This is a genomic window from Hydrogenophaga sp. (assembly GCF_051007235.1).
Taxonomy (GTDB): Bacteria; Pseudomonadota; Gammaproteobacteria; order Burkholderiales; family Burkholderiaceae_C; genus Hydrogenophaga.
The window spans coordinates 1-13,342 of record NZ_JBPCSJ010000220.1; the positions used below are offsets into that span (position 1 = coordinate 1).

The 13,342-nt window shown below is 68.9% G+C and carries 8 protein-coding genes; 3 read left to right on the forward strand and 5 right to left on the reverse strand.

Annotated features, from left to right (window positions below; genetic code table 11):
• A partial coding sequence (gene purL / locus ACR2JA_RS07930; RefSeq protein ID WP_434008554.1) for a phosphoribosylformylglycinamidine synthase occupies window positions 1-2,007 on the reverse strand: 2,007 nt, incomplete at its 3' end.
• Window positions 2,008-2,153: 146 nt separating this feature from the next.
• Between purL and map the strand changes: the two genes are divergently transcribed.
• From map to ACR2JA_RS07945, 3 genes are read left to right on the forward strand one after another with little or no spacing between them, the layout of a single operon-like run.
• On the forward strand, window positions 2,154-2,984 hold the full coding sequence (gene map / locus ACR2JA_RS07935) for a type I methionyl aminopeptidase (protein WP_434008555.1): 831 nt from the start codon (window positions 2,154-2,156) through the stop codon (window positions 2,982-2,984).
• A gap of 37 nt (window positions 2,985-3,021) precedes the next feature.
• Window positions 3,022-5,733 carry a [protein-PII] uridylyltransferase gene (locus ACR2JA_RS07940; RefSeq protein ID WP_434008556.1) on the forward strand — a complete coding sequence of 904 codons (2,712 nt, stop codon included), beginning with the start codon at window positions 3,022-3,024 and terminating at the stop codon, window positions 5,731-5,733.
• A gap of 36 nt (window positions 5,734-5,769) precedes the next feature.
• Complete coding sequence (locus ACR2JA_RS07945) at window positions 5,770-6,546, forward strand: SDR family NAD(P)-dependent oxidoreductase (protein ID WP_434008557.1); 777 nt, start codon at window positions 5,770-5,772, stop codon at window positions 6,544-6,546.
• Window positions 6,547-6,549: 3 nt separating this feature from the next.
• On the opposite strand, the gene ACR2JA_RS07950 is transcribed toward ACR2JA_RS07945, so the two are convergent.
• The 4 genes from ACR2JA_RS07950 to def all read right to left on the reverse strand — a co-directional run bounded on the left by ACR2JA_RS07950 (window position 6,550) and on the right by def (window position 13,156).
• A complete protein-coding gene (locus ACR2JA_RS07950; RefSeq protein ID WP_434008558.1) occupies window positions 6,550-9,705 on the reverse strand; it encodes an efflux RND transporter permease subunit in 3,156 nt (1,051 codons plus the stop codon).
• Window positions 9,702-10,829: an efflux RND transporter periplasmic adaptor subunit gene (locus tag ACR2JA_RS07955; protein WP_434008559.1), complete on the reverse strand. Its 1,128-nt coding sequence runs from the start codon at window positions 10,827-10,829 to the stop codon at window positions 9,702-9,704. The genes ACR2JA_RS07950 and ACR2JA_RS07955 overlap by 4 nt, the downstream gene beginning before the upstream one ends.
• 8 nt (window positions 10,830-10,837) lie before the next feature.
• The gene (locus ACR2JA_RS07960) at window positions 10,838-12,241 is read right to left on the reverse strand and encodes an efflux transporter outer membrane subunit (RefSeq protein ID WP_434008560.1); all 1,404 of its coding nucleotides are present in this window, start codon (window positions 12,239-12,241) and stop codon (window positions 10,838-10,840) included.
• Window positions 12,242-12,616: 375 nt separating this feature from the next.
• A complete protein-coding gene (gene def / locus ACR2JA_RS07965; RefSeq protein WP_434008561.1) occupies window positions 12,617-13,156 on the reverse strand; it encodes a peptide deformylase in 540 nt (179 codons plus the stop codon).
• Between the last annotated feature and the right edge of the window lie 186 nt (window positions 13,157-13,342).

A 13,342-nucleotide genomic window follows, 5' to 3' on the forward strand; every position in this document is an offset into this window, starting at 1 on the left:
GGTCAGGTCCATCGGCTGGAATGTGCGTTGCACGGTCTTCACGTCGCGGTGCATCTTGGGCGGCTTGCCCAGCAGCACGTCCATCGGCATGTCGACCGGGCGAATCGGAGCCCCCACGCTCCCCACTTCGTATGGTTCGCTGCCCCCCGAGGGGGCTGTGCTTGCTTGGGGCGGCCCGGCTCGGCGCACGTCGCCCTCATCCACCAGCGACAGGTGACGCTCTTCGGTGGCCACGCCGACGACCGAGAACGGGCAACGCTCGCGCTCGCAGAAAGCCTTGAACTGCTCCAGAGACTCGGGCGCGATGGCCAGCACATAACGCTCCTGGCTCTCGTTGCACCAGATTTCCTTGGGCGCGAGGCCGCTCTCTTCCAGCGGCACAGCGCGCAGGTCGAAACGCGCACCACGACCGGCGTCGTTCACCAGCTCGGGGAAGGCGTTGGACAGGCCGCCCGCGCCCACGTCGTGGATGAACAGCACGGGGTTCTTTTCGCCCTGCGCCCAGCAGTGGTTGATGACTTCCTGCGCGCGGCGCTCGATTTCCGGGTTGCCGCGCTGCACGCTGTCAAAGTCCAGCGAAGCGGCGTTGGTGCCGGTGGCCATGGAGCTGGCGGCGCCGCCGCCCATGCCGATCTTCATGCCCGGGCCACCGAGCTGGATCAGCAGCGTGCCGGCCGGGAAGTCGATCTTTTTCGTCTGCGTCGCGTCGATCTGGCCCAGGCCGCCCGCAATCATGATGGGCTTGTGGTAACCGCGGGTCACGCCGCCCACGTCCTGCTCGTACTCGCGGAAGTAACCCAGCAGGTTCGGACGGCCGAACTCGTTGTTGAACGCCGCCCCGCCCAGCGGGCCTTCGGTCATGATCTGCAGGGGGCTGGCGATGTGCTCGGGCTTGCCGCCCGGCTGGTCGGAGAGGCCACCCCAGAGTTTGGAGACGGTGAAGCCGGTCAGGCCGGCCTTGGGCTTGGAGCCGCGGCCGGTCGCGCCCTCGTCGCGGATCTCGCCGCCCGCGCCGGTGGAGGCGCCGGGGAACGGGGAAATCGCGGTCGGGTGGTTGTGGGTTTCCACCTTCATCAGGATGTGGTGGGTCGCGGCTTCGGCCTGGTACGCGGGCGATGCGTTCACATCGGCGCGGGCGACGAAGCGCTCCAGCTGGTGGCCTTTCATGATGGACGCGTTGTCCGAGTACGCCACGATGGTGTGCTGCGGACTCGTCTGGTGCGTGTGGCGGATCATGCCGAACAGGCTCTTGTCCTGCGCCACGCCGTCGATGGTGAACTGCGCGTTGAAGATCTTGTGGCGGCAGTGTTCGCTGTTGGCCTGCGCGAACATCATCAGCTCGACGTCGGTCGGGTTGCGCTTCAGGCCGTTGAAGGCGTTGACCAGGTAGTCGATCTCGTCATCGGCCAGGGCCAGGCCCCAGTCGGTGTTGGCTTTTTCCAGCGCTTTCCTGCCCATTTCAGGGCCACCGCTCAGCACATCCACGTGCTCCATGGTCGCCGGGTGCAGTTCGGTGAACAAGGCTTCGGCCTGGCCGCGCTCGGTGGTCACGGCCTCGGTCATGCGGTCGTGCAGCAGGTCGGCCACGGCGCGCAACTGGTCTTCGCTCAGGCTGGCCTTGCCCAGCAGGCCGCTTTTGAGGCCGATGCGGAACTCGACCAGGCGCTCGACCCGGTGCAACGTCAGGCCGCAGTTGTGCGCGATGTCGGTGGCCTTGGAGGCCCAGGGCGAGACGGTGCCCAGGCGGGGCAGTACGTACAGCGCGGGTGCGCCGGCTTTTTCAGCGGCCACGAAGGCCTCGGTCGCCGGCTCGCCGTAGGTCATCAGCTGGCCCAGGCGCTCCACCGTGGCGGCATCGGGCGCGGCGTCGAACGAGGCCAGGTGCACGAAGCGGGCGCTCAGGCCGGTGATCTTGTCGGACACCGCTTGCAGGCGGGGCAGGAGTTGCTGGACTTTGAAGTCGCTGACGGCGTTGCCGCCATCAAAAAAGCGCAGGTGCAGGGTCACGGTGGGTGGCCTTGGGACGGGTTGAGGCTGCGGGGCGCTGGACGGCCCGGAGGGATGGGGGAAACCCGGAATTTTACCCGCGGCGTCTGTGCCGGCATGGCCCGCCGCGGCGCTGTGTGCGGGGGGCGATGGGATAATCCGGCTCCATGAGCATCACCATCAAAGACGAAGCCGGCATTGCGGGCATGCGCGAGGCCTGCCGCCTGGCCTCCGAAGTGCTGGACTACCTGACCCCGTTCATCCAGCCGGGCGTGACCACGCTGGAAATCGACCGCCTCTCGGCCGAGTACATGCAGCAGCAAGGCACGCGCTCGGCCACGGTGGGCTACCAGCCGCCCGGCTACCCGCCCTACCCTGGCCACCTGTGCACGTCCATCAACCACGTGGTCTGCCACGGCATCCCCAACGAGAAGCCGCTCAAGAAGGGCGACATCCTCAACGTGGACGTCACCGTGATCACCCAGGACGGCTGGTACGGCGACAACAGCCGCATGTTCCTCATCGGTGGAGAAGCCGCCGCCAGCGTGCAGGCCCGTCGCCTGTGCCAGGTGACCTTCGAAGCCATGTGGAAGGGCATCGTGCTGGTCAAGCCGGGTGCCCGCCTGGGCGACATTGGTCACGCCATCCAGACCTACGCCGAAGGCAAGGGTTACACCGTGGTGCGCGAGTTCTGCGGCCACGGCATCGGCCAGCGCTTCCATGAAGACCCGCAGGTGCTGCACTACGGCCGCCCCGGCACCATGGAAGAGCTCAAGCCCGGCATGACCTTCACCATCGAACCCATGATCAACGCCGGCAAGCGCGACATCAAGGAGATGGGCGACGGCTGGACCATCGTGACGCGCGACCGCTCGCTCTCGGCCCAGTGGGAACACACGGTGCTGGTCACGCCCACCGGCTACGAGGTGCTGACCCTCTCGGCCGGCAGCCCGCCGGTGCCGGACTTCGTGACCGTCGCCGCCGCGCCGGCCGCGTGAGCCCCTGGCCCCCTCTTCCTCGCTGTCATCAGCCGCCATGGGCGATCTCAATGAACTGAGGCTGCGTTACCGCAGCGACAAGGCCGCCCTGCTCGCCGATCTGGGCGTTCAGGGCTCGTCCACCCGCGGCGTGCGCAGCGCGCTGCAGAAACTCTCGCGCCTGACCGACCAGACCCTGCGCGCTCTGTGGGAACACAGTGGATTCGGCCCTGGCTTTGCGCTGCTGGCCGTGGGTGGCTACGGTCGTGGTGAGCTGTTCCCCAGTTCCGATGTGGACGTGCTGGTGCTGCTGCCCGACGGCGCTTCGCCTGAAACAGATGCGGCGCTCAAGGAGCGGCTGGAAGGTTTCATCGGCGCCTGCTGGGACCTGGGGCTGGAGATCGGCTCCAGCGTGCGCAGCATCGGCGAGTGTGTGGAAGAAGCGTCCAAGGACGTGACGGTCCAGACCTCGCTGCTGGAATGCCGGCTCATCACCGGCGCCAAGGCGCAGTTCAACCTGCTGGTGCAGCGCCTGGCCGAGGCCATGGACCCCAAGGCCTTCTTTGTGGCCAAGACGCTGGAAATGCGACAGCGCCACACCAAGTTCGAGAACACGCCCTACTCGCTCGAACCCAACTGCAAGGAATCGCCCGGCGGGCTGCGCGATCTGCAGATCATCCTGTGGGTGGCCAAGGCCGCCGGCCTGGGCCGCAGCTGGGACGAACTGGCCCGCAAAGGCCTGGCCACGCCGCTGGAGGCGCGCCAGATCAAGGCCAACGAGGCGCTGCTGACGCTGATCCGTGCGCGCCTGCACCTGCTGGCCCACCGGCGCGAAGACCGCCTGGTGTTCGACCTGCAGAACGCGGTGGCCGAGTCCTTCGGCTTCAAGGCCCAGGTGCCCGCCGTCATCACCCCCGGTGGCGCAGACCCGCACCACCCGCCCACGGCCCGCACCGCGCGCCGCGCCAGCGAACAGCTGATGAAGCGCTATTACTGGGCCGCCAAGGCGGTGACCCAGCTCAACCAGATCCTGCTGCTCAACATCGAAGAGCGCCTGAACAGCGACGAACAGGGCCCGCAGCAACTCCGGCCCATCAACGAACGCTTCTTCGACAAGGCCAACATGCTGGAGGTGGCGAGCGACCACCTTTACATCCAGCAGCCGCACGCCATCCTCGAAACCTTTCTGCTGTACCAGACGACGGTGGGCATCAAGGGCCTGTCGGCCCGCACGCTGCGCGCGCTCTACAACGCCCGGCCGGTGATGAACGCGAAGTTCCGTAACGACCCGGTCAACCGCGCCACCTTCCTGCAGATCCTGCAGCAGCCCGAAGGCATCACCCACGCCATGCGGCTGATGAACCAGACCTCGGTGCTGGGCCGCTACCTCTGGGTGTTCCGCCACATCGTGGGCCAGATGCAGCACGACCTGTTCCACGTCTACACGGTGGACCAGCACATCCTGATGGTGCTGCGCAACGTGCGGCGCTTCTTCATCGCCGACCACTCGCACGAATACCCGTTCTGCTCGCAGCTGGCCGCCGGCTGGGACAAGCCCTGGATCTTCTACATCGCGGCGCTGTTCCACGACATCGCCAAGGGCCGCGGTGGCGACCATTCCGACCTGGGTGCCAAGGACGTGCGCAGCTTCTGCCGCCAGCACGGCATTGCCCGCGAAGACGCCAGGCTCATCGAGTTCCTGGTGTCCGAACACCTGACCATGAGCCGGATTGCGCAGAAAGAAGATCTGAGCGACCCGGACGTGATCCACGCCTTTGCCCAGCGCGTGGGCAACGAGCGCTACCTCACGGCGCTCTACCTGCTGACGGTGGCCGACATCCGCGGCACCAGCCCCAAGGTCTGGAACGCCTGGAAGGGCAAGCTGCTGGAAGACCTGTACCGCTACACGCTGCGCACCCTGGGTGGCCGCGCGCCCGACCCGGGGGCCGAGATCGAGGCCCGCAAACGCGAAGCCCTGTCCATGCTGGCCCTGCACGCCCTGCCCCACATGGCGCACAAGGCCTTGTGGGACACGCTGGACGTGAGCTACTTCATGCGCCACCAGGCCGACGAGATCGCCTGGCACACCCGCGTGCTCACGCGCCAACTGGCCCTGAACGCCCGGGCCGCCGCCGGCCAACCCGAAGCGCCGGACGCCGAGCACAACAGCGCTGACGACGCAACGCCGCCGGCCAGCATCGTGCGGGCCCGCCTGTCCACCGAAGGCGAAGGCCTGCAGGTGCTGGTGTACGCGCCCGACCAGAGCGACCTGTTCGCCCGCATCTGCGGCTATTTCGACAACGCGGGTTTCAGCATCCTGGACGCGCGCGTGCACACCACCCGCAGCGGCTGGGCGCTGGACACCTTCCAGGTCGTCACGCCCACGCTGTCCGAGCACTACCGCGAGCTGATCGCCATGGTCGAAAACGACCTGGCCCGCACCATCGACGAACGCGGCCCGCTGCCCACGCCCAGCAAGGGCAGGCTCTCGCGCCGGGTCAAGAGCTTCCCCATCACGCCGCGGGTGGACCTGCGGCCCGACGAAAAAGCCCAGCGCTGGCTGCTGTCCGTCTCGGCCAGCGACCGTGCCGGCCTGCTGTACTGCATCTCGCGCGTGCTGGCCCAGCACCAGATCAGCGTGCAGCTGGCCAAGGTCAGCACCCTGGGCGAGCGGGTGGAAGACACCTTCCTCATCAGCGGCCCGGAACTACAGGTCAACCAGCGGCAGATCCAGATCGAGACCGAGCTGCTGGAAACGCTGGAGGGCTGAGGCCCGCCATCACCCAACCGTCACGGGAAATACGCCATGGACCTCGGACTGCAAGGCAAGCGGGTGCTCATCACCGGTGGCAGCAAAGGCCTGGGCCTGGCCTGCGCCCGGGCGTTCATGGCCGAAGGTGCGCGCGTGGCGCTGGTCTCACGCTCTCAAGACCACCTCGACACGGCCCGTGCGGCGCTGGGTGAGGCCTTCACCTGGGCCGCTGACCTCAGGGATCCGGACGCCGCGGGCCAGATGGTGCACGAGGTCGAAACGCAGTTCGGTCCCATCGACATCCTGGTCAACAGCGCTGGTGCCGCCCTGCGCACCGCCGCCGAAGACCTGACCCCCGCCGGCTGGCACGCGGCCATGGACGCCAAGTTCTTCAGCTACATCCACGTCATCGACCCCATGGTCAAACGCATGGCCGCGCGCGGATCGGGCGTCATCGTCAACATCATCGGCCAGGGCGGCAAAGTGGCCACGCCCGTGCACCTGGCCGGCGGCGCGGCCAACGCGGCCCTGATGCTGGCCACCGCCGGCCTGGCCCATACCTACGCCTCACGCGGCGTGCGGGTGGTCGGCCTGAACCCGGGGCTGACCCAGACCGAACGCGTGTCCGAGGGCCTGCGGGTCGAAGCCCAGCGCGCCGGCATCACCGAGCAACAGGCGCTGCAACAGGCCGTGGGCCGCCTGGCCATGGGGCGGCTGGCCGAAGCCGACGAGATCGCCCGCATCGCCGTGTTCGCCGCCTCGGCCCACGGCACCTACCTCACCGGCGCCAACATCTCGGTCGACGGCGCCTCGACACCCACGGTGGTCTGAGCCTCAGGGAGCGGCCGCCGGTAGCGGCTCCACCGCAGCGGCGGGCCGGCGGAACCGCCGCCCGAACCACAGTGCCACGTCGTCCACGATGGTGAACACCGCAGGGATGACCAGCAGGCTCAGGAAGGTGGAGGTGATGAGGCCGCCGATGACGGCCACGGCCATGGGCGAGCGGAAGCTGCTGTCGGCCGCGCCCCAGCCCACGGCGATGGGCAGCATGCCGGCGCCCATGGCGATGGTGGTCATGACGATCGGGCGAGCGCGCTTGTGGCAGGCGTCCAGGATGGCGTGCAGCCGGTCCAGCCCGTGCTCGCGCCGCGCCTCGATGGCGTATTCCACCAGCAGGATGGAATTTTTTGTGGCCACGCCCATGAGCATGATCAGGCCGATCAGCGAGGGCATGGAGAAGCTCTTGTTGGTCAGCAGCAGCGCCACGAAGGCCCCGCCCAGCGACAGCGGCAGCGCCGCCAGGATGGTGAAGGGGTGCAAGAACGCCTTGAACAGCAGCACCAGCACGATGTAGATGCACAGCACGCCGGTCAGCATGGCCAGGCCGAAACTGGCAAACAGTTCGCCCTGTACTTCCGCGTCGCCGATCTCGATCACCTGCACACCCGGCGGCAGGTTGCGGATGCTGGGCAGCTTCTCCACCGCGGTCTTCATGTCGCCCAGCGCGATGCCGGCGAGTTCGACCTCGAAGTTGATGTTGCGCGAGCGGTCGTAACGGTCGATGACGGCCGGGCCGCCGCCAAAACTGAGCGTGGCCACCTGGCCGAGCATGACCGGGCCTTTGGCGCCGGGCACGGCCAGGCGCGAGAGCACGTCCAGGTCTTCGCGCGCGGCAGCGTCGAGCTTCACGACGATGGGCACCTGCCGCTGCGGCAGGTTGAGCTTGGGCAGGGCGCTGTCGTAGTCGCCCACGGTGGCGATGCGCAAGGTTTCGGCGATGGCGCTGCTCGTCACGCCCAGGTCGGCGGCGCGTTGCAGGTCGGGCGTGACGGTGATTTCGGTGCGCACCAGCGCCGCGCTGGACTGGATGCTGCCCACGCCGGCGATGGTGCGCAGGTCGCGTTCGATCTCGCGCGCCGCGCTGGCCATGGCGTTGGGGTCGTTACCGGTCAGGGTGAGGATGTATTTCTCGCCCGAACCGCCCAGGCCCACCTTGCTGCGCACGCCCGGCAGGTTGGACATCACGTCGCGGATCTGGTTTTCGATCACCTGCTTGCGCGGGCGCTCGCCGCGCGGGTCGAGCTGGATGGTCAGCGCCGCCTTGCGCGATTCCTGCGCGCCCTGCGGGGCGAACGGGTCGGTGCCGGCGGAGCCGGAGCCGATGGTGGTGTAGACCGACTGGACGTGTTGGACACCCTTGACCAGCAGCCGCGCTTGCTCGGCGGTGGCTACGGTCTGCTTGAGGGTGCTGCCGGGGGGCAGTTCCAGGTACACCTGCGTCTGCGAGTTGTCGTCGGGCGGGATGAAGCCCTGCGGCAGCAGCGGGATCAGCATGATCGAGCCGACAAAGAACGCCGCGGCGCCGACCATGGTCACCCAGCGGTGGCGGATGCACCACGCCGCCCAGCCCTGGTAGGTGTCGAGCCAGCGCGGCTCGTTCTGGTTGGTCATCCAGGCCCAGACGCGGCCGAAGAAGGCGTTGCGGCGCGCCCACTGCGGCCGGTCCTGGGCCAGCACCACCGGCTTCATCAGGTAGGCCGCCATCATGGGCGTGAGCGCCCGCGCCACCACCAGCGAGGCGAACACCGCCAGCGCAGCGGTCCAGCCGAACTGCTTGAAGAACTTGCCCGGGATGCCGGCCATGAACGCTGTGGGCAGGAACACCGCGATCAGGGTGAAGGTGGTGGCGATCACGGCCATGCCGATCTCGTCCGCCGCTTCCATGGCGGCCTGGTAGGGCGACTTGCCCATGCGCATGTGGCGCACGATGTTTTCGACCTCGACGATGGCGTCGTCCACCAGGATGCCCACCACCAGCGACATGGCCAGCAAGGTCACCACGTTGATGGTGAAGCCCATGTAATGCATGCCGATGAAGGCCGGGATGGCCGACAGCGGCAGCGCCACCGCCGACACCACCGTCGCGCGGAAGTCGCGCAGGAACAGCCAGACCACCAGCACGGCCAGGATGGCGCCCTCGTACAGCAGCGTCATGGACGCGTTGTATTCGTCTTCCACCGGGGTCACGAAGTCGAACGACTCGGTGATCTGCAGGTCCGGGCGGGCGGCCTGCAGCGCCTTGAGCTTCTCGCGCACGCCCCGCCCCACCTCCACCTCGCTGGCGCCGCGGCTGCGGGCCACTTCAAAGCCCACCACCGGCTGGCCGTCGAGGAAAGCCGCGGCGGTCGGCTCGGCCACGGTGTCCTTCACGGTGGCGATCTGGTCCAGCCGCACACGGCGCCCGTCGGACAGCGACAGCTCCAGCGCCGCCAGTTCGTCGGCCGACTTCATCGCCGAGAGCGTGCGCAGCGGCTGCTGGCTGCCGCCGATGTCGGCCCGGCCACCGGCGCTTTCGATCTGCACCCGCGCCAGCTGGCGCGACACGTCGGCCGCGGTGGTGCCCAGGGCCTGCAGCTTGAGCGGGTCCAGCTGCACCTGCACCTCGCGGTTGACGCCACCCACGCGGTTGACCGCCCCCACACCGCGCACCGACAGCAGCAGCTTGGCCACGTCGTTGTCCACGAACCAGGAAATCGCCTCGTCGTCCATGCGGTCGGACCGCACGGTGTAGGCCAGCACGGCGCCACCGGCCAGCTCCAGCTTGTTGATGATGGGCTCGCGCAGGTCGGTGGGCAGGTCGCCGCGCACCTTGGCCACGGCCGATCGCACGTCGTCCAGCGCTTCCTGCGTGCTCTTTTCGATGCGGAATTCGGCCGTGATGGAGACCACGCCGTCCTGCACCTTGGTGTAGATGTGCTTGAGGCCCTGCAGCGAGGCCAGGCTGTTCTCGATCTTGCGGGCGACGTCGTTTTCCAGCTGGTTGGGCGCGGCGCCCGGCAGGCTGGCGACGATGGTGATGTTGGGCACGTCCAGGTCGGGGAAGTTCTGCACCTTCATCGACTGGAACGAGAACAGCCCGGCGAGCGTGAGCATGACGAACAGCATCGCCGCCGGGATCGGGTTCTTGATCGACCACGCGGAGACGTTCATTGGATCACCTTCACCAGGTCGCCTTCGTTCAGGAACCCGGCGCCCTGCACCGCCACCGCCTCGTCGGGCTTCAGACCCTCCAGCACCTCCACGCGCTCGGCCACACGGCGACCGGTTTCCACCTTGCGCTGCAGGGCTTTGTTGTTGGCGCCGATCACGAACACATAGCTGTGCCCGTCCCGCACCACCACCGACGGGGCCGGCACGGTGAGCGCGGTGCTTTGACCCAGCTGGAACTGGCCCTTGGCAAAGGTGCCGGCTTTCAGATCGGGGTGGCGCGGCAGGTCTACGAACACCAGCACGTTGCGGGTCTGCGGGTCGGCCCCGGGGGCGATGGCGCGCACCTGGCCCGCCAGCTCGGTGCCGGTGGCCGCGGTCACGCGCACCTTCTGGCCGACGCGGATGCGGCCCACCTCGGTGGGTGTCACCTCGGCACGCCATTCCATGCGGCTGCCACGCACCAGGCGAAACAGCTCCTGCCCCGCGCCCACCACCGCGCCCACGCTGGCGGCTCGGGCCGAGATGACGCCGTCGTCCGGTGCCAGCACACGCGTGTTGGCCAGCCGCACCTGGGTGGCGCCGTAGGCGGCCTTGGCGGCTTCCCACTGGGCCTTGGCCACCTTTTCGGCCGTGAGGTACTGGGCGATCTGCGACTTGGACAGCGCCCCCGTGTCCTGGATGGCGCGCGCCCGGTCGGCGTCGGCCTTGGCGTTCTCAAAGCTGGCCTCGGCCTGCATCAGCGCGGCTTTGGCCTGCAGGCTTTCGGCCTGGGTGGTTTCACCGGCCAGCGTGGCCAGCACCTGGCCCTTGCGCACCACGTCGCCCACGTTCACATTGACCGCGGCCAGCCGCAGGCCGTTGAGCTCGGCACCGACGCTGGCTTCCTGCCAGGCGCTGACGTTGCCGTTGGCCTGCAGGCCGACGGACCAGGTTTCGCTGCTCGGGCGGGTCACGGTCACCGTCATGGCGGGTTTGGCGGTCGCCGCCGCAGACGCGGCCTTCGCGCCCTCACCGGCCGGCGGGGTCTCGGCCGCGGGCTGGCAGGCGCTCAGGCCCACCGTCAGCAGCGCGGCGGCCAGCGGCCGGGCCGCGCGTGGGATGGGGAAACGGGCGGGCATGTTCATCTCGGCTCTCACGGTGTCGGTTGGGGTTGGGCCGGGTCGAAGCCACCGCCCAGGGCCAGGTACAGGGCCACCCAGGCGTTGAAGCGCTCCTGCTGCAGCGCGATGGTGCTGCTCTCGGCGTTCAGGCGCAGGCGGCGCGCGTCTTCCAGTTCGTTCAGGTTGGCCAGGCCCACTCGGTGCCGGACCTCGGTGGCCGCAAACGACTTCACATACCCGGCCTGGGCGGCTTCGGTCGCGGTCAGGCGCAGCGCCAGCCCGTCCAGCGTCACCAGCGCCTGCTCCACCTCGGCCACGGCCTGGCGCAGCGTGGCGGCGTAGGCCACGGCCGCGGCCTCGTAGCGGGCTTGGGCGGCGTCGGCGTTGGCGGTCAGCGCGCTGCGGCCGATCAGCGGCAGGTTCAGCGACAAAGGCCCGACCGACCAGGTGGTGACATTCGAGCTGCCCGAGGCGGTGCTGTAGCGGTTGCGCAGCACGCTGCCCGAGAGGCTGAGGTTGGGCAACAGCAAGGCGCGGGCCGCACCGGCTGCTTCGCCTGCGGCCACCAGCTCGCGCTGGGCACGGTACACGTCGGGCCGCTGGCGGATCGCCTCGGCCGGCACCGCCTGCACGGCCAGCGCCGGCATGGCCGCCAGCCGCGGGCCGGGCGTGCCGGCCAGCTGCTCGCGCAGCGCGGGTTCGGGCAACGCGGTCAGCGCCACCAGGGCCTTGATCTGGCGCTCGCACTGTTCGGCCTGTGCCTGGGTGCGGGCCTGCGCCTCGGCGTGGCTGGCCTGGGCCAGGGCCAGCACCGCCGGCGCGGTGAGGCCGACCCGTTCGGTCACCGCGCTGCTGCGGGCGGTGGCCCCGCGCGAATCTCGGTCGCTGCTGGCCACGGCCAGCTGGGCCCGGCACAGGCGCTGTGCCACGTACAGCTGGGCCACCTCGGCGGCCACCACCACGCGGGCCTCGTGCCAGCCGGCACCGGCGGCGTCCTGCTGCGCGCGGGCGCTGGCCGTTTCGGCGGCGGCACCGCCCCAGAGGTCGATCACCCACGAAGCCTGCAGACCAACGCCCATCGCGGTGCCCAGCGGCGTGGCGGCATCGGGCCGACCACGCGACGCACTGGCCACCGCCGCCACCTGCGGGCCGGCCTGGGTTTCGCTGGCGGCCACCGCGGCGCGCGCGGCGGTCACCTGCGCGCGGGCGGCCGCCACGCTGGGGCTGTGGGTCTGCGCCCGGGTGATCCAGTCGGTGAGCACCGGGTCTCCCAGGCGGCCCCACCACTGGGTCAGGTCGGTGGTGCTGCCCTGGTGGGCCAGCGGTGGCGCGTACCACTGTGCGGGCACGTCGGGGGCCGGTGCCAGGGGCGGCTGTGTGGCAGCACAGCCCGTCAGCAGGGCCGTGCCAACGAGCGCGGCGATCAAAAGCTTCATGTCGGGTCCATCACCCGCCAGGGCGATCCGTTGTGTGGCTGCGAATGTAGGGCCTGTTCACACTGCTTTTCCAAGTGCGAATGGGTTGAAAACAGCGCCAATCAAGGCGCGCGACGACGGCCAGACCGGGCGTCTGGCCTAGGCGTGCAACGACGAGTGGCACTATTTTCAAACCATTCCCTTCGGGTTGCGGCCAAAATGGCCATGCGCGGCGTTGCGAAGCCTTGCCGGGGGCATACCCCGGCCGCGTTTCGCGCCTTGCGCATGGCTTTTTTGATCCGCAACGCATCTTGGAAAAGCAGTGTGAACAGGCCCCAGTGCATTTGCCGCATCGAACATGTCGATTTGTTTCAGGCGGCCTGCGCTGCACCGGCGTCAGTCGTCGTTCGTCGCGTCCAGCCCGGGAAACAGCACCTCGGTGAAGCCGAACCGGGTGAAATCGCGCACCCGCATGGGGTAGAGCACGCCCTGCAGGTGGTCGCATTCGTGCTGCACCACCCGGGCGTGGAAGCCCTGCGCTTCGCGGTCGATCGGCTGGCCCGTCAGATCGAAGCCCTGGTAGCGGACGTGCTGCCAGCGCGGCACCACGCCGCGCAGCCCTGGCACCGACAGGCAACCCTCCCAGTCGTCGGCCTGCTCGGCGTCCAGCGGCGTGATCACCGGGTTGATCAGCACCGTGCGCGGCACGGGCGGTGCGTCGGGGTAGCGCGGGTTCGGGGCGCCGGTGCCAAACACCACCACCTGCAGGTCCACGCCGATCTGCGGCGCAGCAAGACCGGCACCGTTCACGGCGGCCATGGTGTCCACCAAGTCCATCACCAGACGGTGCAGTTCGGGCGTGTTGAATGCGGTGACGGGCTGGGCCACGCGCAGCAAGCGCGGGTCGCCCATTTTGAGAATGGTGTGCACGGTCATGGCCGTTGTCCTCTAAGGTTGTCCCTGATGGCCAAGGATTGTCCCGTATGTACAGTCAACGTCACGCGCCGCCCCCCCGCAAAGCCCGCACACCAGGAGCCACCATGCCAACACGCCGCACCACGCCTCGCACCACCACCCACCCCCTGCGTTCGGATCGCGTGCGGGCCTGGGTCCTGGGCCTGT

Coding starts and splice junctions, on each gene's coding strand:
- ACR2JA_RS07955 (WP_434008559.1), bottom strand. CDS start 10,829: ATGAACATGCCCGCCCGTTTCCCCATCCCACGCGCGGCCCGGCCGCTG.
- map (WP_434008555.1), top strand. CDS start 2,154: ATGAGCATCACCATCAAAGACGAAGCCGGCATTGCGGGCATGCGCGAG.
- ACR2JA_RS07950 (WP_434008558.1), bottom strand. CDS start 9,705: ATGAACGTCTCCGCGTGGTCGATCAAGAACCCGATCCCGGCGGCGATG.
- ACR2JA_RS07940 (WP_434008556.1), top strand. CDS start 3,022: ATGGGCGATCTCAATGAACTGAGGCTGCGTTACCGCAGCGACAAGGCC.
- def (WP_434008561.1), bottom strand. CDS start 13,156: ATGACCGTGCACACCATTCTCAAAATGGGCGACCCGCGCTTGCTGCGC.
- ACR2JA_RS07945 (WP_434008557.1), top strand. CDS start 5,770: ATGGACCTCGGACTGCAAGGCAAGCGGGTGCTCATCACCGGTGGCAGC.
- ACR2JA_RS07960 (WP_434008560.1), bottom strand. CDS start 12,241: ATGAAGCTTTTGATCGCCGCGCTCGTTGGCACGGCCCTGCTGACGGGC.